We start from the raw sequence: 19,603 nt of genomic DNA, 5'->3' as shown, positions 1-19,603 counted from the left end.
GTGCCGGGTCGGACGCATGAGATCGCCGTCGCGCTCATCCGCGTCCGGCAGAACGGAGTCGCTTTGAGTTCCCTGGGTGTGCTCGACCGATCCCGCAGCATTGCCGGGCCGGGCTTCAACCGCTGGCTCATCCCGCCCGCGGCCCTCGCCGTGCACTTGAGCATCGGCCAGGTCTACGCGACCTCGGTGTACAAGACGGCCCTGGTGCAGCACTTCGGCACCAACCAGACCGCGATCGGCGTCATCTTCTCCGTCGCGATCGTGATGCTGGGCCTGTCCGCCGCCGTGTTCGGCACCTGGGTGGACACCAACGGACCACGCAAGGCCATGGTCGCCTCCGCGGTCTGCTGGGCCACCGGCTTCCTGGTCGGCGCGGTCGGCATCTTCACCGGTCAGCTCTGGCTGCTCTACCTCGGGTACGGCGTGATCGGCGGGATCGGCCTGGGCATCGGGTACATCTCCCCGGTGTCCACCCTGATCAAGTGGTTCCCCGACCGGCCCGGCCTCGCGACGGGGCTGGCCATCATGGGATTCGGCGGCGGCGCACTGATCGCCAGCCCCCTTTCGACGGCGTTGCTGAAACTCTACGACCCGGGTGCGGGCAGCGTTCCCAGCGGTGACGCCGTGGGCAAGCTGTTCCTCACGTTCGCCGTCGTGTACCTGGCCTACATGCTCTTCGGTGCCTTCACCATCCGAGTGCCCGCCGACGGATGGCGCCCGGCGGGCTTCGACCCCACCACCGTCAAGGCCAAGGCGCTGGTGACCGACGCCAACGTCTCGGCGAACAACGCCATCCGGACCCGGCCGTTCTGGCTGCTGTGGATCGCCCTGTTCTGCAACGTGACCGCCGGCATCGGCATCCTCGAGCAGGCCGCCCCGATGATCCAGGACTTCTTCCGGCAGTCCGACGGGCGGTCCCTGGTCTCCGCCGCCGTCGCCGGTGGCTTCGTCGGTCTGCTCTCGATCGGGAACATGGCGGGCCGGTTCGCGTGGTCCACCACCTCGGACCTGATCGGCCGCAAGCGGATCTACCTGGTGTACCTGGGCGTGGGCGCGGTGCTGTACGTGGTGCTGGCGACCCTGGGCTCCACACAGACCCTGCTGTTCGTGCTGCTCGCCTTCGTCATCATCTCCTTCTACGGTGGCGGCTTCGCCACCGCGCCGGCGTACCTGCGGGACCTGTTCGGGACGTTCCAGGTCGGGGCGATCCACGGTCGCCTACTGACCGCCTGGTCCGCTGCCGGCGTCGCCGGCCCGCTGATCGTCAACGGCGTGCTGGACGCGCGCGGCAAGCCGGGCACGCTCGACGCCGGCGCCTACCAGCCGGCGCTGTTCATCATGGTTGCGCTACTGATCGTGGGCCTGATCGCCAACCTGCTGATCCACCCGGTGGACTCCCGGTACCACGAACCACGTGCCGGACGGCACCCGCGCCGGAACGCGAACACCCACGACGGGCACTCCCGGGACGCCGGCCTCTCCACCTCCACTACCCGCACCACCACCGAGGAGGCCTGAGATGCGCGCCCGACTCGCCATCGCCTGGACCCTGGTCGCCGTCCCCTTGCTCTACGGCATCGTCACCACCCTGTCCCGGGCGGCCGACCTGTTCCGCTGAGGTCCGGGGCTTCGAGTGAACGGCGACCCGTTCCGCTGAGGCTGGGGCAGGCGCCACTGGGACAGTTCCTCCCGCTGAGGCGGTGTCCCTCCGTCCCGAACGGGAGTAACTGTCCCACTCGGCGCACGAGGGAGTCGGTGAACCAGGAGTCGGCGAACCAGCGCCGTTGGCGAGCCCGCTCCGTGGGCATCCGGCGACCGGGCAGACCGTCAGTCCGTGATCACCCGCTCGGTGCGGGTGTAGAGATTCACCGACCGGCCCCGGCTGAACCCGGCCAGCGTGATCCCCGCCTGCTCGGCGAGTTCGACGGCCAACGACGACGGCGCCGACACGGCCGCCAGTGCCGGGATCCCCGCCAGATGGGCCTTCTGCACCAGTTCGAAGGACGCCCGACCGGAGACCTGCAGCACCGTGCCCGCCAACGGCACCCGACCCTCGCGCAGCGCCCATCCGACCACCTTGTCGACGGCGTTGTGCCGGCCGACGTCCTCCCGCAGGCAGAGCAGCCGCGGCCCGTCGGAACCGACGGTGAACAGACCGGCCGCGTGCACACCGCCGGTGATGGAGAACAGGGACTGCTCGGCTCGCAACGCGTCCGGCAGCCCCAGCAGGTCGGCGACCGTGATCCGCAGACCGTCGCCGGCGACGTCGAACGCGCTCGCCTTCGTCACCGCCTCGATGGACGCGGTGCCGCAGATGCCGCACGAGGACGACGTGTACACGTGCCGTTCCGCACTCGTGTCCGGGAGGGCGACGCCGGGCGCCAGGTTCACCTCGACGATGTTGTAGCTCGCCCGCCCCTCGGCGTCGACGCCGGGACCGTAGCGCAGGCCCTCGATCTGGTCCATGGAACTGAGGACGCCCTCGGAGACGAGGAAGCCGGCGGCGAGGTCGAAGTCGTCGCCCGGGGTGCGCATGGTCACGGTGAAGGGCCGGCCGTTCAGTCGCAGTTCCAGTGGTTCCTCGCCCGCGACGGTGTCCGCGCGGGCGTCGACGTCGACCCCTCCGTCGTCGGACACCCGCACTCGGGTCACGCGCCGTCGTCGGCTCGCTCGGACCATTCCGCGCCTCCTCGTGCTGCCGACTCGTGCTGGCACCGGCCGGTGCGCGCCGGTGAACACGGCGCACTCCGTGACGGACGCCAGGTGGTGTGCTCCGGCACGTGGCGCGGCCGCCGCCCGGCGCCGGTCCAGCCTAGCTGGCGACCCGGCCGACTGTCGGACCCGACCGGTTCGGCCGACGACGACGCAGCCGCCTACAGTGAGATGAACGGTCACCGTCCCGGCCCTGTCTCAGCCGCCAGCACGGCGCTCACCTCAGCACCCGAAAGGTCTCCCTTTTGCCTACCCCCTTCCGTCACTTTCCCGCTACCCCGCAAGCCGGTGTTCGTCGACTGCGGCCCGGCGTCGTGGTCAAGTACACCTTGACCAATCGTCGATCGCGGTCGGTGGGGCTGGCCGCCGTCCTCCTGTTGGTGATGCTGGGCCTCGGCGCTCCCGCGGCACAGGCGCACGACGAGCTGGCCAGCAGCACCCCGGCTGACGGGGCCACGGTGGCGTCCGTGCCGGCGACCATCAGCCTCCGATTCAACGATGCGCCGGTGACGCTGGGGGCCCGGGTGGAGGTACTCGACTCGTCGGGTGTCGATCGGGCCGACGGCTCCGTCAGTGTCACCGGCACGACGGCCTCACAGCGGATCGCGCCGACCGCCCCGGCCGGGGCGTACACCGTGCGCTGGCGGGTCGTCTCCGCCGACTCGCACCCGATCAACGGAACGTTCACCTTCACCGTGCAGACCGCGAGCACGTCAGCGGTTCCGTCCGCGGCGTGGACGCAGGCGCCGTCGTCCGCGGCAGCACCGTCCGCGGCGGCGACGCAAGCACCGCCTGCGGCAGGATCTCAGGAAGCAGCGTCGCCGGAGGCAGCCTCGCAGGAGACCTCGAGCCCCAGCGCCGCGCCCATCGTGATCATCGTGCTCGGCGTCCTGTTGCTGGTCGGCTTCGGCATCTGGATGTTCCTCTCCGGCCGCCGGCGGCGGGGGGACGGCACACAGCAGTGATCCGACGCCCGACGACGCCGGCGCTCCTACCGACCGTCAGCGGTCCGCGCCGGGCACGACGTCGTCGCCCGGAGCGAGCTCCGCTTCGGTGTCCGTGTCCTCGGTCGTGTCCTGACGACGCGTTCCCGGCACCAGTGCATCCTCCGGCGCCTCCACCAGCGGCGCCTCCGGACCACCGGGGCGCGGCTTGTCGTGGAAGTCCTCTGCTGCCAGCTCGGTCTCGGTCAGGACCGGTTTGCGCTCCGTCATGCGTCCAGTGTGCTGCTTCGGGCCACCGGTGTCACCCGGGTTGACACCGGCGTCAGCCGCTCACGGGATCGGCCTCGACCGACCCCGGCTGGACCCGGACCGCGCTCGCCGCTGCCGTCGACACCTCGACCGGTACGACGATCCCGGAATCCGCCGCGCGCCGGTCGACGATCAGTGACGCGGCTGCGGTGTTCACCTCCGTCACGGTCAGCACGGTGTCCGGGGTGATCCCCCGATCCCGGAGGTAACGCAGGATCTGAGGCTGTCGATCGCTGATCCGTGCCACCGTGCCGCCCTGTCCCCGGGCCAGATCGACCAGACCCACGGTGGCGTCCACGGGAAGCGAACCGTCCGCGCCCGGGATCGGATCACCGTGCGGGTCACGTTCGGGGCGCCCGAGCTCGTCGTCCATGCGACTGAGGACGAGGTCGGAAACGGCGTGCTCGAGCACGTCGGCCTCGCGATGCACCTGGTCCCAACTCAGTCCCAGCCGCCGGTGCAGGTACGTCTCGATGATGCGGTGCCGGCGGAGGACGGGGATGGCCAGGGTGCGGCCTGCCTCGGTGAGTTCGATGGTGCTGTAGGGCTCGTAGGAGATGAGCCCGTCGCGCGCCAGCTTCTTCAGCGTGGAGGACACCGTCGACGGTGTGACACCGATGACGTCCGCGAGCTCGGTCGTGGTCGCCGTGCCGCCCCACTCCTGCGCCCTCCAGATGCTGGTGAGATAGTCCTCGACGATCTTCGAGGCGCGCGACCGGACCACCCGGGACATGGTACTCAATGTCCCCCGCGAGTTGCCGGAGCCGGCGCGGACGCGCCATCGGCCGTGCCCCCGGAGCCACGAGTGGGGCGCTGGAAGGGCGCTGCCAGGGTGGGCAGCACCTCCCGGCGGTGGATGACCAACGCGCCCACGGCGATCGCCAGCTGGACCGCGCTGAGCACGTAGCGACCCGTGGTGTCGGTGATGAAGAACTGCGTGGCGAAGATCGCCGCCAGAGCGACCGCCGACCAGCGGTGGAACCGCAGCGCGATGATGATCGCCACGCCCATCGCCGTCTGACTCGCGGTCAGGAGGAATTCCTCGATCTGTCGGGCGTCCAGCGGTAGGTCAGCGCCGCCGCCACCGACGAGTCGGGCGACCGGGAGAGACCCGACGAGCAGAGACCACTGGTTGATCTTGGAGGCGATCAGCGTGCCGATGGCCGCGACGCCCATCCCCCGCAGGGCGAAGAGGACCGCGACGATGAACTCCGGCGCCTCGGAAGCCAACGGAGCGAGCCACTGCACGAGGAAGTAGCTGTCGACGCCGAGCGACGTCCCGCTGGAGACGAGGGCTTCAGCGAACGGTTCCGCCGAGGCGAGGATGACGGTCGCCGAGATCACGAACAGCGAGACCACGGTGCTGCGTCGGGCGGTCCGCGGCATACCCGCGACGTACGCGGCGGTGCCGACGAACTCGGGTTCGCCGTCGTCGTGCACCTGGCCGGCACGCCACAGGTAGATCACGAACACGGCGATGAGCAGCAGTCCGAACCAGACCGGGATCAGGCCCAGGACCGGGATCACGACGGCGATCACGGCCAAGATGGCGAGGAAGCCGATGTCCAGCCGGGAGTCGGGCGGGAGGGTCAGGAACGTCGGTCGGCGCTGTCCGCGTCTCACGGCCTCCCGACCATGGACGGCCAGGGCGACGACCACCACCAGCGGCCATCCGAGGCCGAGGAGAAGCCGGTTGGATCCCGTCATGTTCGCGGCGGCGAACTGCTCGTACGACGGGTCCGAACCGGAGCGGTACGCGTAGAAGAGGTCGACCGCGTACTCGGGTAGCACCGCGATCAACGCAAGGATCGCGATGGCAAGGGCACCGGAGATGTCCTTCTGCGCGGCTTCCGCCGCCCAGGCGAGCAGGAAGGACGCGGCCACCACCGCCGCCCCGAAGACGACGAGGTCGAGCACCGGATCCGGGGCGAAGCCCGTCAGCCGGAACAGAACCGCGGGCAGGACCACGATCAGGCATCCGATGATGCGCCGGGCCAGTGGTGCAGGCATGACCTATTCCTTCGGTTGCGCCATGGCCGGGAACGCGTCCCGGCCGTGGTCGATGGCCGAAGGTCTCGCTCGCCCTGCCGAACCGGACTCCGCATGGGTCGGTCAGGGTGGCACACCGGGCCGATCGGACGAGACCGGCCACTGTGTCGACGTACCGCTTCGCTGTGCTGATGCACACGGTGGGAGCTACTCCCCTTCGCCGACCACTCTGCAGGTGCGGCGGCGGGTGTGTCCACGGACAGCGCGAAGTTCGAGTCGTCAAACACCGCCTCTCCCCTGACTGGTCAGAAATCGCGGGAATCCCCGACGCCGGGGACCGATTTCGCGCATCTATCGACCAGTCAGCGGGTGGATGGGTGGGTGGGTGGGTGGGTGGGTGGGTGGGTGGGCGGGAGTGAGAGAATGAGCGGATGCCTGCCGTGCCGTTGATCGATGCTCAGGAACTGCTGCGCGTCGTCGGCGGACCGGCCATGCACCGGGGTCAGGCGTACATGCGTGACGGCGCGGTCCTCGCTCTCGACTGGGATCCCGACGCGGGACAGTTGAGCAGCCGGGTGCAGGGTAGCGAGCCGGCTCCCTACCGGGCGTGGCTGTTCCTGACGCCCCTGCGCGACGGGCGACACCGGATCACCGGAACGTCGTGCGACTGCCCGGTCGGCGTCGCGTGCAAGCACGTCGCCGCGACCGCGCTGCAGGCGAACGCCGATCATGTCCGCGAGCGCAGCCGGGCCGAGCGGGAACGCACGCGGGCTGCGCACACCCGTGAACCGGGGTGGCGGGAGCAGTTCGAGGCGCTGCTACCGGCCGATGAGTCCGGCGATGCGGACGACGTCGACCCCACCCCCCTGGCCTTGCAGTTCGAGCTGCGCGAACTCGGCGATACGTTCTCGCGCTGGGCCGCCAGTCGCGGCATCAAGCGTCGGACGGCGAACCACAAGTTGGGCGTCCGCCCGGTCATCCGCAACGAGAAGGGCCGCTGGGTGCGCAACCAGCTGGCCTGGTCCACCATCGCCTACCAGACCCAGGGCCTGGCGTTCGACGCCGACCAGCACCGGTGGTTCTCCCAGTTCCCGGGCCTGCACCGCGCCACGGGTGTCGGCTACTTCGGGCAGAACGACTCGTGGCTCTACCTCGACGACTTCGCCAACCCGCTGCTCTGGCAGTTGCTCGAGGAGGCCCAGCGACTCGGCATCCCGATGGTCTCCGCCGCGAAGGACCTCACCGTGCGCATCGGCCGGCGCGCCCGGATCAGCCTGGACGCGCAGCGCACCGACGACGAGGACGGCGGCATCCGCGTCCTTCCCGTGCTCGACGTGGACGGGCGGGTCTCGGGGCTCAGCGGCGTCAGCGCCATCGCCGACCACGGCATCTACGCACGGCGCGAACTGTCCGACACGGACGCCACCACACGGGCGACCAGGCGGGCCAGTGTGACGGCGGAGATCGTCCTGGCGCCGCTGGAGGAGCGGCTCGGCGCCACCCAGCGGGAACTGCTCACCCAGCCGGCGGGGTTCCTTGTCCCGGCTGAGGACGCGGACGAGTTCGTCCACGACGTCTACCCCGAACTCGCGGACCGGCTCCTGGTCACCAGCACGGACGGATCCGTGCCGCTGCCCGTGCCGCAGCCGCCGACCCTCGTGGTGGAGGTCGAGTACACCGACGGGCCGGCGGTCCAGGAGCGCTGGCACTGGGAGTACGCGCACGGCGCCCGCCTCACGCGGCGTCCCCTGCGCCGTTCGCCCGGCGCTCCCGGGCACCGGGATCGCGACGCGGAGGACGCCATCCTCGCCCGCGCCGGTGCGGCGCTGTCGCGGCGGGACGCGCTGGCGGCCCCGAACGAGCGAGGGGTTCCAGACGAGCGGTTGGGCAGCGAGCCGGCGCAGGGCGGGGCGCAGCCGGATGATGCCCCAGACCGGGACGAGCTGGCGCAGCCGGACGGGGATGCGCAGCCGACCGCGGTCGCGGACCGGACGCTGCGGGACGTCGACGCCGCCGAGTTCGTCGAGCACATCCTGCCCCGGCTGGTCGACATCCCGGGCGTCGAGGTGCGTGAGCTGGGCACTCGACCGGACTTCCGCGAACTGGACGAGACGCCGCACCTGGTGGTCAGCACGGTCGACTCGACCGAGCGGGACTGGTTCGACCTGGGCCTCGTGGTCAGCATCGCGGGCCGCGAGATCCCGTTCCGGAAGATCTTCGAGGTCTTGAGCCAAGGCAAGACCAAGGTCCTGCTACCGGACAAGAGCTACTTCTCCATCGACCGACCCGAGTTCCACCGGCTGCGTGAGCTGATCGAGGACGCCCGGGAACTGCGCGAATGGGAGACCGGGCCGCGGATCAGCCGCTACCAGGCCGGCCTGTGGGAGGAGCTGGAGGAACTGGCCTGGGAGACGCAGGAGGCCAGCGGGTGGAAGAACACCGTGGCCGGTCTGCTGGACATCGAGGCGGTGCCGGTCCCCGACCTGCCCACCGGCCTGAGCGCCGACCTGCGGCCCTATCAGCGGGACGGTTTCACCTGGTTGGCCTTTCTGCACGAGCACGGCCTCGGCGGGGTCCTGGCCGACGACATGGGCCTCGGCAAGACCCTGCAGACCCTGGCGCTGTTCGCGCACGCCCGGGAGCACCCGGACGTCGGCGCGGGCACCGACGCGGAACGGCGGTCCCCGTTCCTCGTCGTCGCACCGACCTCCGTCGTGCACAACTGGGTGCACGAGGCTGCCCGGTTCACCCCGGGCCTGACCGTGCGGGCCGTGACGCAGACCGAGGGCAAGGCGACCGGATCGCTGGCCGCGGCTGCGGACGGGGCCGACGTCGTCGTCACCTCCTACGCGCTGCTGCGCCTGGACGAGCGGGCGTACCAGAAGAGGGAGTGGGCCGGCCTGATCCTCGACGAGGCGCAGTTCGTCAAGAACCGGACCGCCCGGGTGCACCAGGCCGCCCGCGACCTGAGCGCACCGTTCAAGCTCGCCATCACCGGCACCCCGATGGAGAACAACCTGATGGAGCTGTGGTCGATGTTCGCGATCACCGCGCCCGGGCTGTTCCCCACCTCCCGGGTGTTCACCGAGGACTACGTCAAGCCGATCGAGCGGGTCGCGGACACCCGCATGCTCGCCCGGCTGCGGGCCCGGGTGCGGCCACTGATGATGCGCCGCACCAAGGAGATGGTCGCCCGCGACCTGCCGGAGAAGCAGGAGCAGACCCTCGAGGTGGACCTGGCTCCGGCGCACCGGCGGATCTACGAGACCCAGCTGCAGCGGGAGCGGCAGAAGATCCTCGGCCTGCTGGAGGACCTGGACCGGCAGCGGTTCATCGTGTTCCGGTCCCTGACGCTGCTGCGGATGCTCTCGCTGGACGCCGCGCTGGTCGACGAGGACCACGAGGGGGTGCCGTCGGCCAAGCTGGACGCCCTGATGGAGAAGCTCGACGACGTGCTCGCCGAGGGACACCGCGCCCTGGTGTTCAGCCAGTTCACGTCGTTCCTGGGCCGGGCCGCCGACCGGCTCGACGACGCCGGGGTGCGCTACGCCTACCTGGACGGGACGACGACGAAGCGCGGGGAGGTCGTCGAGGACTTCAAGACCGGCGACGCCGGGGTGTTCCTGATCAGCCTCAAGGCCGGCGGGTTCGGCCTCAACCTCACCGAGGCGGACTACGTGTTCCTGCTCGACCCGTGGTGGAACCCCGCCGCGGAGGAGCAGGCCATCGACCGGACTCACCGAATCGGGCAGACCCGCAACGTCATGGTCTACCGGCTGGTCTCCGCCGACACCATCGAAGAGAAGGTGATGGCCCTGAAGGAGCAGAAGGCCGCGCTGTTCGCCTCGGTGATCGACGACGAGAATGCCTTCTCCTCGGCCGTCACCGCCGAGGACATCCGGTCCTTGCTGGCGTGACCCCTACCGGGTGACGAACCCCTCCTGCACCATCCAGTCCGCGGCGACGTCGGCCGGTTCCCGGCCCTGCACGTCGACCTGCAGGTTCAGCTCCTGCAGCGCGGCGTCGGTCAGCTTCGGAGCGATCTGGTCGAACACGTCCGCCAGCTGCGGGTACCGCTGGATCGTCTCGGACCAGTACACGGGCGAGACGTTGTACGCGGGGAAGAAGTTCTTGTCATCCTCCAGCACGGTCAGGTCCAGCGCCTTGATCCGGCCGTCGGTGGTGAACACCTCGCCGAAGTTGCAGTTCCCGTTGGCCGTCGCGCTGTACACGGCGCCGGTGTCGTAGATGCCGATCTGCCCGTCGGGGACCCCGCTGCCGCGCGGGATGCCGTAGGTCTTCAGCAGCGGGTTCATCCCGTCGGACCGGGAGTTGAACTCCGCCTCGATGCAGAAGGTCCGTTCGGACTTCGGCAGCTTCGCGATGTCGGAGATGGTCGTGACACCCAGTTCCTTGGCCTTGGCGCTGCGGATCGCGAACGCGTAGGTGTTGTTCATCGGGGCCGGCCGGCCCCAGGTCAGCCCGTTCTTGGCGTCGGCCTCCTTGACCGCCTGCCACTGCTGCTGCTGGTCGGGGATCGCCTTGTCCTTGCCCAGGTAGGTCAGCCACGCGGTGCCGGTGTACTCGTAGGTCAGGTCGGCCTGGCCGGCGAGCATCAGCTCGCGCACCGGCTGGCTGCCGGGGACGTTGGTCAGGTCGGTGACGTCGAACCCGGCCGCCTTCGCCGCGATCACGGCGACCTTGCCGAGGATGAGCTGCTCGGTGAAGTTCTTGCTGGTCACGGTCAGGGCCGCGTCCTCGGGCAGGCCGTCGATGGGCGCGATCGACCCGGGCTTGACGTCGGGCACGAACGACGTCGCCGGCTGCAGACCGCACGCGGACACGGTCAGGACGAGGGCAGCCGTGGCCGCGGTCAGCAGGGCGCGCAGTCCCCAGGGGTGTTGACGGCGTCTCATTTCACAGTCCTCTCGGGGTCGCGACGTACTCGACGACACGGCCCACCCAGTCCACCAGCAGCGCCAGCAGGGCCACCAGCACGGCACCGGCGATCAGCACGGTGGTCAGGTTCAGGTTCACGCCGGTGGTGATCAGGATGCCCAGCCCACCGCCGTTGATGAACGTGGCCAGGGCGGCGGTGCCCACGAGCAGCACCAGCGCGGTGCGGATGCCGCTGAGCATCACCGGCACCGCCAGCGGCAGCTCCACGCGGAACAGCACGGCGGCGGCGCTCATCCCCATGCCGCGCCCGGCCTCGATCAGCCGTTGGTCGACCTGCTGCAGTCCGACGACGGTGTTGCGCAGTACGGGCAGCACGGCGTAGACGACCAGGGCGACGATCGCGGCCCAGAAGCCGAAGCCGAGCCAGAACGCGAGCAGCACGATCAGCCCGATCGCCGGCGCGGCCTGTCCGACGTTGGCCACCGCGGAGACCGGGCCGGCGAGGAACCGCGTGCGGGGCCGGGTGAGCAGCACGCCGAGCGGCAGGGCGATGACGAGCACGATGACGGTCGCCACGGCGGTCAGCTGCAGGTGCTCGACGGTGTAGCCCCACAGGGCGGACGGCTTCAGCGTGGTCGCCTCGGACGGGGTCAGGGGCGCGGCCAGCAGCCAGCCGACCAGCACCGCGAACGCGACGATGATCAGAGCCGGCTGCACGAACAGGGCCACGGGCACACCGCGGCGGTTGCCGGGCCGGGACCCGGCGTCCGGGCGTGCCGCGCCCCCGGTCGGGTCGGCAGGATCGTCACCGGCGGCCTGGACGGTGGCAACCCGTTCGGCGCTCACGGCCGGCCCCCGCCGGCCGGGACCGCGTCGTCGGGCGCGTCCGGGTTCTTGGCGCCGGCCGGCACGGTGACCGGGAGCACCCCGGTGTTCATCCCGACCGGGGCCGTGTAGTCCCCGGACCTGGTGGCCTCCCGGGCGGCGGCGATGGCTTCCATCACCGAGTCGACGTCGATGACGCCGACGAAGGCGTCCCGACGGCCGGTGACCAGCGCGGCGCCCGCACTGGAGACCAGCATGGTGTCCAGAGCATCGTTGAGGGTCGATCGCGTGCTGACCACGGGCAGTTCGGGGTCGGTGTTCCCGCCGATGGTTCCGGCCTGGCCCACCTGTTTGCGGGAGAGCCACTGCAGGGGCCGGTTCCGCTCGTCGAGCACCACGACGTGGTGCCGGCCCGAGGCCTCCATCCGGGACAACACCGTCGCGGCGTCCTCGCCGGGGGTGGCCCGGTCCGTCTCGGCCAGCGGCACGTCGCCGACCCGGGTCAGGGTCAGCTGCTTGAGCCCGGCACCGGAGCCGATGAAGTTCTCCACGAACGCGTTCGCCGGCTCGGCCAGGATCCGTTCCGGGGTGTCGTACTGGACCAGGTGCGCGCCCTCGGTGAAGATGGCGATCCAGTCCCCGAGCTTGACGGCCTCGTCGAAGTCGTGGGTGACGCAGACGATGGTCTTCTGCACCTCGGCCTGGATGTTGATCAGCTCGTCCTGCAGCCGCTGCCGGGTGATCGGGTCGACCGCGCCGAAAGGCTCGTCCATCAGCAGGACGGGCGGGTCCGCGGCCAGGGCGCGGGCGACGCCGACGCGCTGCTGCTGCCCGCCGGAGAGCTCCTTCGGGTACCGGTCGCGGTAGACGCCGGGGTCCAGGGAGACCAGTTCGAGCAGTTCGTCGACGCGGGCGGCGATCCGGGACTTGTCCCAGCCGAGCATCTTCGGCACGACGGCGATGTTGGCCGCGACGGTCAGGTGCGGGAACAGGCCGCCGGCCTGGATGACGTAGCCGATGCGTCGGCGCAGCCGGTCACCGTTCATCCCGGTGACGTCCTCGCCGTCGAGCACGATGGAGCCCTCGGTGGGCTCGATCAACCGGTTGATCATCTTCAGCGTCGTCGTCTTGCCGCAGCCGGAGGGGCCGACGAGCATGACGACCTTGCCGGCGGGGATCTGCATGGTCAGCCCGTCGACGGCGGGCCCGCGCTGACCGGGGTACCGCTTGGTCACGTTCTTGAGCAGGATCTCGGCACCGGAGACGCCGTTGCCGGGCTGCTCCGGCGTGGTGAGGGTGGAGGTCGGATCAGGCACGGATTCCCCTTGAGGTGGTCAGGCGGCCGAGGCCGGCGAGCAGGAGGTCGAGCACGAAGGCCAGGACGATGACACCGACGACGCCGACGACGACCGAGGCCAGCGAGTTGGCACCGCCCAGCCGGGAGAGCCCGGAGAAGATGAATCCGCCCAGGCCCGGCCCCAGCGAATAGGCGGCGATCGCGGCGATGCCCATCACCATCTGCGCCGAGACCCGGATGCCCGTGAGAATGACGGGCCACGCCATCGGCAGCTCGACCCGGAACAGGGTGCGCATCCGGCTCATGCCGATGCCGCGGGCCGATTCGACGAGGTTGCCGTCGATGCCGGCGAGCCCGACGACGGCGTTGCGCAGGATCGGCAGGGCGGCGAAGAAGGTGACCACCACGACGGCGGGCACGACGCCGAAGCCGAGCGGGGCGATCAGCAACCCGATCAGGGCGAAGGACGGGATGGTCAGCCCCACGGCCGAGACGGCGTTCGCGGCCGCCGTCAGGGCGGAACTGCGGTAGCAGATGGCCGCCAGCACGACGGCGATGATGGTCGCCAGCACGAGGCACTGGACGACGAGGGAGAAATGCTGCCAGGAGGCGAACAGGATCTGCGGCAGCCGCTCGTTCACGTAGTCGATCACATCGATGACCTGCCTCTGAGTCGTTCGATCCGGTCCGTGCCGGACGACGGTCCAGTCACGCGGCCGGAGGCCCACCCGTGCAGGCCGTGTGCCACGCTAACAGCGTCGGCGGGGGGCGGGAGGGGCCGGAGAGGGTTCCGAGGCGGTACTGAGACCGATTCGTTACCCGTGGGTAGGAGTCTCGTTCTTCGAGAGAATCGACGCCTGGACCGCCGGACCGCATGGTGCCAAACTGGCACCATGAAGCGGATGAACCTTCGAGACGTCCCCGACGACGTGTACACGGCGTTGACCGAGGCTGCCGAAGCCAACCGGCAGTCACTGTCGGCCTTCGTCGTCGACCGGCTCACCGAGGTGGCCCAGGTCGCCCGTCTGAGTGACTATGTCGCCGCCTACACCCCACCCACCGGAAGTGGCATCCACCTGGAGGACGCCGTCGCGGCCGTGCGAGAGGTCCGCGAAGCCACATGAGTATCGCCGTGGTGGACGCGTCGATCATCACGGCGTTCTACGCCTCGGACGACCCGCGTCGCGACCTGGTGGCCGCCCGCCTCACCACGGGTGACGCCCTCTTCGCCCCTGCCCACCTCGACGCCGAGGTCGTCTCCGCCCTGCGCGGCATGTCCCGGTCCCATCCCGCCCTCCGCGCGGTTGTGCCCGCGGCGCTGCACCACCTTGCCGGCTTCCCGATCCGCCGGATGGCGCTGGCACCCCTGATGCAGCGCATGTGGGAGTTGCGCGACAACGTCACCCCGTACGATGCCGCCTACGTCGCCCTGGCCGAACGGCTCGATGCGTGCCTGGTGACCAGCGACAGCAAGCTCGCCGCCGCCACCGGCCCTCGATGCGACGTCGAGCTCATCGCGTGAGGGCCCCGATCGTCCGCGCCGGCGACGGGCATGGGACGAGATGGGCATGGGACGAGACGGGCATGGGACAATCGGGAGGATGTCGTCACAGGATCCCTCCCGCCACCACCGCACGGGCACGTCCCGCGCCCATGCCCGGCGCCCGGAGGCACCGTCGGCCGGTCCGCTGCGCGGTGTGGCCGGCACCGAAGGCACCCGGCCGGCGTCGGACGCGCCCCCGGCCGGTCCCGCCGGCACGAGACCCGGCGTCCCGCTGACCGCCACCCCTCCGGCCGAGCGCGCCCGCACCGTCCGGGAGGACCGCGCCGAGGCCGAGCGCCGGCAGGTGCGGCCGGCCGCCGAGGGCTGGGAGCAACAGACCACGGCGGAGGGCCGCCCCCTGCTGCAGTTCCGCTCCCCGCGGGTCTCGCAGCCGCCGGTGCACCTGGCCGACCTGTCCCTGGCCGAGCGGCAGGAGCGCCTCGTCGGACTGGGCCAGCCCGCGTTCCGCGCCAAGCAGCTCTCCACCCACTACTTCACGCACTGGACGACCGACCCGGAGCGGATGAGTGACCTGCCGGCGGCGGTGCGGACGCAGTTGACCGAGACGCTGATGCCGCCGCTGCTGACCGAGGTCAAGCGGCTGACCACGGACGACGGCCGCACCATCAAGTTCCTCTGGCGCCTGTTCGACGGCTCGCTCGTCGAATCCGTGCTCATGCGTTACCCCGGCCGGATCACCCTGTGCGTGAGCTCCCAGTGCGGCTGCGGCATGAACTGCCCGTTCTGCGCCACCGGGCAGGCCGGTTTGACCCGCAACATGTCCGCCGCGGAGATCCTCGACCAGGTGGTCCAGGCCAACCGGGTGATCGCCGAGGGCGGCTTGGGCGGTCAGCGGCACCCGGACGAGCGGGTCCACAACATCGTGTTCATGGGCATGGGCGAGCCGTTGGCCAACTACAAGCGGCTGATGACGGCGGTCCGTCGGATGGTTGCCCCGGCGCCGGAGGGGCTCGGCATGAGCGCCCGCGCCATCACCATCTCCACGGTGGGCCTGGTCCCGGCGATCGACAAGCTCGCCGCGGAGGACCTGCCGGTCACGTTCGCGCTCTCCCTGCACGCGCCCGACGACGAGCTGCGTGACGACCTGATCCCGGTCAACTCGCGCTGGAAGGTCGACGAGGCGATCGACGCCGCACACCGGTACTACGTGAAGACCGGCCGCCGGGTGTCGATCGAGTACGCACTGATCAAGGACATGAACGACCACGCCTGGCGGGCGGACCTGCTGGCGAAGAAGCTCAACGCCCGCGGCCGCGGCTGGGTGCACGTCAACCCCATCCCGCTCAATCCCACTCCGGGGTCGATCTGGACCTCGTCGGACCCGGACGTCACCGCTGCGTTCGTCGACCGGCTCGAGGCCGCCGGGGTGCCGACCACGCTGCGGGACACCCGCGGCAAGGAGATCGACGGCGCGTGCGGGCAGCTCGCTGCAAGCGAATGAACAGCGGCCGAGTGACACGGCAGCGCGTGAAGCCGAGTCGGCTGGGTCTCGGCCTGCACCTCGTCGCCGCCGCCGCCGTCCTGATCTGGTGGTTCACGGCGATCCGCCCGCCGGAGGGCCTGGACTACGGGGTGTACCGCACCGGTGCCGCCACCCTGTACAGGCTGCTCGGGATGGACGGCGACCTCTACTGGCCCTCGGAGGGTCTCTACGGCCCCCGCGGCATGCCCTTCACCTACCCGCCGTTCGCGGCGATGGTCCTCGGACCGACCGCCGTGCTCTCGTTCACGGACGGCCTCTATCTGATGACGGCGGTCACCATCGCGACCGCCGTCCTGGTCGCCGTCGTGATCGTCCGCTGGTGGCACCGCGAGAGCGCCGCAGCGGTCTCGCGGCCGCTCGCTCGCACGCTGGTGCCGGTGATCTGGCTGAGCGTCGTCGTCCTGATCTCTGGCCCCTGGCGGGACACCATCTTCTTCGGCCAGGTCAACGCGGCCCTGGCCCTGCTGTGCCTGGTCGACCTGCTCGGCGTCACCGGCCGGGCCCGCGGCGTGCTGATCGGTGTCGCCGCCGGTATCAAGTTGACCCCGCTGGCCTTCGGCCTCTACTTCCTGGCCCGCCGCGACCTGCGGGGCCTGGCCTGGCTCGTCGGCGGGTTCGCGGGCACGGTCGCGCTCGCGTTCGCCGCGTTCCCCGGCCCGAGCGTCCAGTTCTGGTCGGAGACCATCCGGGAGACCGGGCGGATCGGCGGGTTCGAGTACGCGGACAACGTCGCGGTGCGCGGCGCCCTAGAACAGCTCGGCTTGAGCACCTCGGTCGCCGGGATGGTGTGGCTGCCGCTGGTCGCGGGGCTGCTGGTCGCGGGCTGGACCGTGATCCGCGGCAGCGAGCGGATCCGCGCCCCGTGGCTGGGGATCGCCGCGGCCGCGCTGCTGATGCTGCTCGTCTCCCCCATCTCGTGGTCCCACCACTGGGTGTGGTGGCCGCTGATCGCGGTGGCCGGCGTCCTGCTGCACCGGCGGATCCACGCGGCCGACGCACTCGCGGGGACGGCCGCGCCGACGCGCTGGTGGGCGCGGGTGCACGCGACGGCTCTGGCGGTGTTCACCGTGTTCTTCCTGATCTCCCCGAAGGTGCTGGCCCTGTGGACCGGGTCCGACGTCGACGTCAGCACCAGCCGCCCGTCCGCCGTTCTCGCCTCCCTCGGTGTGCTCAGCGGCGTGACGCTGCTGGTGTGCTGGACGGTCGCGGTCCGTCACCGGGCCGCGTCGTCGATCGCCCCGGTCGCCACCGGTTCCTCTCGGTAGCCTTACCATCAGCATGCTGACTGTGTAGCGTGGGTGGGGATGCCGGGCCTCGATCGGTGCCCGGCGCCGGACGAGGAGAGGACGGACCCCATGAAGGCAGTGGTGTGGCACGGCGAGGGCGACATCCGCCTGGACACGGTCGAGGACCCCACGATCACCGAACCCACGGACGCCGTCGTGCAGATCACCCGCAGCGCCATCTGCGGCACCGACCTGCACTTCATCCGCGGGACGATGGCCGGCATGGTCGAGGGCACGATCCTCGGCCATGAGGCGGTCGGGGTCGTCACCGAGGTCGGCTCGGCGGTACGCCGCTTCGGTCCCGGTGACCGGGTGCTGATCTGCTCGACGATGTCCTGCGGTGCGTGCCGGAACTGCCGGCGCGGCTTGACGGCCCAGTGCGACGTCGCGAACCCGAACGGACCGCTCGCCGGCACCTCCTTCTTCGGTGGGCCGCAGGCCACCGGGCCGGTGAACGGGCTGCAGGCCGAGTACGTGCGGGTGCCGTGGGCGGTGAACACCCTGATCCCGCTGCCGGAGAACATCTCGGACGACCAGGCGATCCTGCTCTCGGACATCTTCCCGACGGCGTGGTTCGGCGCGGAACTGGCCGGTGTGCACCGGGGTGACACCGTCGCCGTGCTGGGAGCCGGCGTCGTCGGCCAGTTCGCCATCGCCTCGGCGTTCCGGCAGGGCGCCGCCCGGGTGATCGCCGTCGACGGCCTGCAGACCCGGCTGGTCACCGCGCTCAGGCAGAACGCCGAGATCATCGACTTCAACGCCGAGGATCCGGTGCAGGCGATCCTCGACACCACGCAGGGCATCGGCGTCGACGCCGTGATCGACGCGGTCGGCGTGGAGGCGCAGCGGCCGTGGGCCGGGCCCGCCAAGCAGGCGGGCGACGAGCAGGCCGACCAGTTCGACGCCGAGCGCTCCCAGGTGGCCCCGAAGACCAACGTGCAGGACCAGAACTGGGTGCCCGGCGACGCGCCGTCGCAGGCGCTGCAGTGGGCCGTGTCCGCGGTGGCCAAGGGCGGCCGGATCGGCATCATCGGTGTCTACCCGCCGGCGCTGACGTCGTTCCCGATCGGGGCGGCGATGAACAAGAACCTCATCATCAAGATGGGCAACTGCAACCACCACACGGTCACGCCGCCCCTGCTCGACGTCGTCGCCGCCGGCCTGTTCGACCCGACGAACCTGATCACCCAGCGGGAGCCCCTCACCAGCGCGATCGAGGCGTACGAGTCGTTCGACCGGCGCGAGGAAGGCTGGCTGAAGACCGAGCTGACCGTCTCCTGAGCGGTCCTGGGCGGGCTCAGGCCCCGGCGACCAGCTTCTCGCTCCGGTTCCACAGCTGCTGCGCGAGCACGACGTCGTTGGCCTGCGGGTTGACGCGGGCGGGCTTGCGCTTCGCGTAGTACTCGCCGGAGGCCCACTCGCCCTCCGGGGCGGTGGCCAGCCAGACGCCGGTGTCGGCGCCCTGCGCGGCGCTGAGCAGGAACCGGTTGAACAGCGGCCCGTAGACGAACCGGAACCAGCTGCCGGACTCGACGGAGAAATTGGTCGCCACACCGCCCGGGTGGAAGGCCGTCGCCGCGATGCCGTCGCCGTGGTGGCGCCGGTGCAGCTCTCGGGTGAAGAGGATGTTGGCCAGTTTGGCGGACCCGTACGTGTCCTGCGCCCGGTACCGGCCGTGCTCCTTGTCCAGGTCGTCGAGGCGGATCCGGCCCCAGAGGTTGGCCGCGGACGACGTCGTGATCACCCGGGCCCGGCTGGCGGTGAGCACGGGCAGCAGCCGGGTCGTCAGCAGGAACGGGGAGAGGTGGTCGACCTGGAACGTCATCTCGTACCCGTCCGTGGTGGTCTGCCGCTGTCCGAAGACGGCACCGGCGTTGTTGACCAGGATGTCGATCCGCGGGTATTCGTCGGCCAGCCGGGTGGCCAACTGCTCGACCTGGGCGAAGTCGGCGAAGTCGGCCACCAGTGACGGCGCGTCGATCTCTTGGGCCACAGCCCGGGTCTTCTCGGCGGAACGGCCGACGACCACGACGCGGTCTCCTGCGGCGGCCAGGCTCTGGGCCATGGCCGCGCCGATCCCGTCGCTCGCGCCCGTGATGACGACGGTCCGCCGCCCGCCGTCTTCACTGCTTGCCGTGCTGTTCGTGGATGACTCGCTCATGGCCGCTCCCTCGTCGTGCGTGCCGGGCCGAGCAGCCCGGATGCCGGTCCGCGGCCGGGGGCGGCCGCGCTCGGGCCAGCCTACGGGCCACGCCCTCGCACGCCGAGATAGCCGGTTTCGCCCGAAGGGGGTGC

General features: G+C 70.7%; 18 protein-coding genes. 9 read left to right on the top strand and 9 right to left on the bottom strand.

Annotated elements, in window-relative coordinates; genetic code table 11:
* Positions 1-72 precede the first annotated feature (72 nt).
* Both BKD30_RS07480 and BKD30_RS17140 read left to right on the top strand, forming a co-directional pair.
* Positions 73-1,518: an OFA family MFS transporter gene (locus BKD30_RS07480; protein ID WP_083956120.1), complete on the top strand. Its 1,446-nt coding sequence runs from the start codon at positions 73-75 to the stop codon at positions 1,516-1,518.
* A 1-nt stretch (position 1,519) separates the two neighbouring features.
* Positions 1,520-1,618: an MFS transporter small subunit gene (locus tag BKD30_RS17140; protein WP_456243293.1), complete on the top strand. Its 99-nt coding sequence runs from the start codon at positions 1,520-1,522 to the stop codon at positions 1,616-1,618.
* Positions 1,619-1,827: 209 nt separating this feature from the next.
* Here BKD30_RS17140 and fdhD read toward each other — a convergent pair whose 3' ends face one another.
* Positions 1,828-2,679, bottom strand: a complete 852-nt coding sequence (gene fdhD / locus BKD30_RS07475) for a formate dehydrogenase accessory sulfurtransferase FdhD (protein ID WP_076703630.1) — start codon at positions 2,677-2,679, stop codon at positions 1,828-1,830.
* Between the two features lie 347 nt (positions 2,680-3,026).
* Between fdhD and BKD30_RS07470 the strand changes: the two genes are divergently transcribed.
* On the top strand, positions 3,027-3,677 hold the full coding sequence (locus BKD30_RS07470) for a copper resistance CopC family protein (RefSeq protein WP_143588105.1): 651 nt from the start codon (positions 3,027-3,029) through the stop codon (positions 3,675-3,677).
* 36 nt (positions 3,678-3,713) lie between these two features.
* Here BKD30_RS07470 and BKD30_RS07465 read toward each other — a convergent pair whose 3' ends face one another.
* From BKD30_RS07465 to BKD30_RS07455, 3 genes are read right to left on the bottom strand one after another with little or no spacing between them, the layout of a single operon-like run.
* Entirely contained in the window at positions 3,714-3,926 is a 213-nt protein-coding gene (locus BKD30_RS07465; protein ID WP_076703628.1) for a hypothetical protein, read from the bottom strand.
* A 52-nt stretch (positions 3,927-3,978) separates the two neighbouring features.
* The gene (locus BKD30_RS07460; RefSeq protein ID WP_159440554.1) at positions 3,979-4,689 is read right to left on the bottom strand and encodes a metal-dependent transcriptional regulator; all 711 of its coding nucleotides are present in this window, start codon (positions 4,687-4,689) and stop codon (positions 3,979-3,981) included.
* 14 nt (positions 4,690-4,703) lie between these two features.
* Positions 4,704-5,975, bottom strand: a complete 1,272-nt coding sequence (locus BKD30_RS07455) for a sodium:proton exchanger (RefSeq protein WP_076703625.1) — start codon at positions 5,973-5,975, stop codon at positions 4,704-4,706.
* A gap of 410 nt (positions 5,976-6,385) precedes the next feature.
* Between BKD30_RS07455 and BKD30_RS07450 the strand changes: the two genes are divergently transcribed.
* Positions 6,386-9,871, top strand: coding sequence for a DEAD/DEAH box helicase (locus BKD30_RS07450; protein ID WP_076703623.1), 3,486 nt, complete (start codon positions 6,386-6,388; stop codon positions 9,869-9,871).
* A 3-nt stretch (positions 9,872-9,874) separates the two neighbouring features.
* Here BKD30_RS07450 and BKD30_RS07445 read toward each other — a convergent pair whose 3' ends face one another.
* From BKD30_RS07445 to BKD30_RS07430, 4 genes are all read right to left on the bottom strand, one after another.
* A complete protein-coding gene (locus BKD30_RS07445) occupies positions 9,875-10,870 on the bottom strand; it encodes a glycine betaine ABC transporter substrate-binding protein (RefSeq protein WP_076703621.1) in 996 nt (331 codons plus the stop codon).
* A 1-nt stretch (position 10,871) separates the two neighbouring features.
* Complete coding sequence (locus tag BKD30_RS07440) at positions 10,872-11,582, bottom strand: ABC transporter permease (protein ID WP_076703683.1); 711 nt, start codon at positions 11,580-11,582, stop codon at positions 10,872-10,874.
* Between the two features lie 113 nt (positions 11,583-11,695).
* Positions 11,696-12,994, bottom strand: coding sequence for an ABC transporter ATP-binding protein (locus BKD30_RS07435; RefSeq protein WP_083956113.1), 1,299 nt, complete (start codon positions 12,992-12,994; stop codon positions 11,696-11,698).
* Positions 12,987-13,628: an ABC transporter permease gene (locus BKD30_RS07430; protein ID WP_076703619.1), complete on the bottom strand. Its 642-nt coding sequence runs from the start codon at positions 13,626-13,628 to the stop codon at positions 12,987-12,989. Before BKD30_RS07430 ends, BKD30_RS07435 begins: the two co-directional genes overlap by 8 nt.
* A 249-nt stretch (positions 13,629-13,877) precedes the next feature.
* On the opposite strand from BKD30_RS07430, the gene BKD30_RS07425 reads away from it, so the two are divergent.
* The 5 genes from BKD30_RS07425 to BKD30_RS07405 all read left to right on the top strand — a co-directional run bounded on the left by BKD30_RS07425 (position 13,878) and on the right by BKD30_RS07405 (position 18,589).
* The gene (locus BKD30_RS07425; RefSeq protein ID WP_143588104.1) at positions 13,878-14,099 is read left to right on the top strand and encodes a hypothetical protein; all 222 of its coding nucleotides are present in this window, start codon (positions 13,878-13,880) and stop codon (positions 14,097-14,099) included.
* On the top strand, positions 14,096-14,497 hold the full coding sequence (locus BKD30_RS07420; protein ID WP_143588103.1) for a type II toxin-antitoxin system VapC family toxin: 402 nt from the start codon (positions 14,096-14,098) through the stop codon (positions 14,495-14,497). Before BKD30_RS07425 ends, BKD30_RS07420 begins: the two co-directional genes overlap by 4 nt.
* Before the next feature lie 79 nt (positions 14,498-14,576).
* Positions 14,577-15,980, top strand: coding sequence for a 23S rRNA (adenine(2503)-C(2))-methyltransferase RlmN (gene rlmN / locus BKD30_RS07415; RefSeq protein WP_083956112.1), 1,404 nt, complete (start codon positions 14,577-14,579; stop codon positions 15,978-15,980).
* A gap of 26 nt (positions 15,981-16,006) precedes the next feature.
* Positions 16,007-17,287, top strand: a complete 1,281-nt coding sequence (locus tag BKD30_RS07410) for a glycosyltransferase 87 family protein (protein ID WP_159440553.1) — start codon at positions 16,007-16,009, stop codon at positions 17,285-17,287.
* 90 nt (positions 17,288-17,377) lie between these two features.
* Entirely contained in the window at positions 17,378-18,589 is a 1,212-nt protein-coding gene (locus tag BKD30_RS07405) for a zinc-dependent alcohol dehydrogenase (protein ID WP_076703613.1), read from the top strand.
* A 16-nt stretch (positions 18,590-18,605) separates the two neighbouring features.
* Here BKD30_RS07405 and BKD30_RS07400 read toward each other — a convergent pair whose 3' ends face one another.
* Entirely contained in the window at positions 18,606-19,469 is an 864-nt protein-coding gene (locus BKD30_RS07400; RefSeq protein WP_076703611.1) for an SDR family oxidoreductase, read from the bottom strand.
* Positions 19,470-19,603 lie beyond the last annotated feature (134 nt).

Origin of the sequence: Tersicoccus phoenicis, from assembly GCF_001968835.1 — a bacterium.
Lineage (GTDB): Bacteria > Actinomycetota > Actinomycetes > Actinomycetales > Micrococcaceae > Tersicoccus > Tersicoccus phoenicis.
The sequence above is the reverse complement of the archived record's forward strand: the minus strand, read 5'-3'. Positions and strand labels throughout refer to the sequence as shown.

What these genes read in the sequence shown, in the direction of transcription:
- BKD30_RS17140 (WP_456243293.1), top strand. Translation starts at nt 1,520, where the DNA reads ATGCGCGCCCGACTCGCCATCGCCTGGACCCTGGTCGCCGTCCCCTTG.
- BKD30_RS07465 (WP_076703628.1), bottom strand. Translation starts at nt 3,926, where the DNA reads ATGACGGAGCGCAAACCGGTCCTGACCGAGACCGAGCTGGCAGCAGAG.
- BKD30_RS07420 (WP_143588103.1), top strand. Translation starts at nt 14,096, where the DNA reads ATGAGTATCGCCGTGGTGGACGCGTCGATCATCACGGCGTTCTACGCC.
- BKD30_RS07400 (WP_076703611.1), bottom strand. Translation starts at nt 19,469, where the DNA reads ATGAGCGAGTCATCCACGAACAGCACGGCAAGCAGTGAAGACGGCGGG.
- fdhD (WP_076703630.1), bottom strand. Translation starts at nt 2,679, where the DNA reads ATGGTCCGAGCGAGCCGACGACGGCGCGTGACCCGAGTGCGGGTGTCC.
- BKD30_RS07405 (WP_076703613.1), top strand. Translation starts at nt 17,378, where the DNA reads ATGAAGGCAGTGGTGTGGCACGGCGAGGGCGACATCCGCCTGGACACG.
- BKD30_RS07450 (WP_076703623.1), top strand. Translation starts at nt 6,386, where the DNA reads ATGCCTGCCGTGCCGTTGATCGATGCTCAGGAACTGCTGCGCGTCGTC.
- BKD30_RS07425 (WP_143588104.1), top strand. Translation starts at nt 13,878, where the DNA reads ATGAACCTTCGAGACGTCCCCGACGACGTGTACACGGCGTTGACCGAG.
- BKD30_RS07445 (WP_076703621.1), bottom strand. Translation starts at nt 10,870, where the DNA reads ATGAGACGCCGTCAACACCCCTGGGGACTGCGCGCCCTGCTGACCGCG.
- rlmN (WP_083956112.1), top strand. Translation starts at nt 14,577, where the DNA reads ATGTCGTCACAGGATCCCTCCCGCCACCACCGCACGGGCACGTCCCGC.
- BKD30_RS07455 (WP_076703625.1), bottom strand. Translation starts at nt 5,975, where the DNA reads ATGCCTGCACCACTGGCCCGGCGCATCATCGGATGCCTGATCGTGGTC.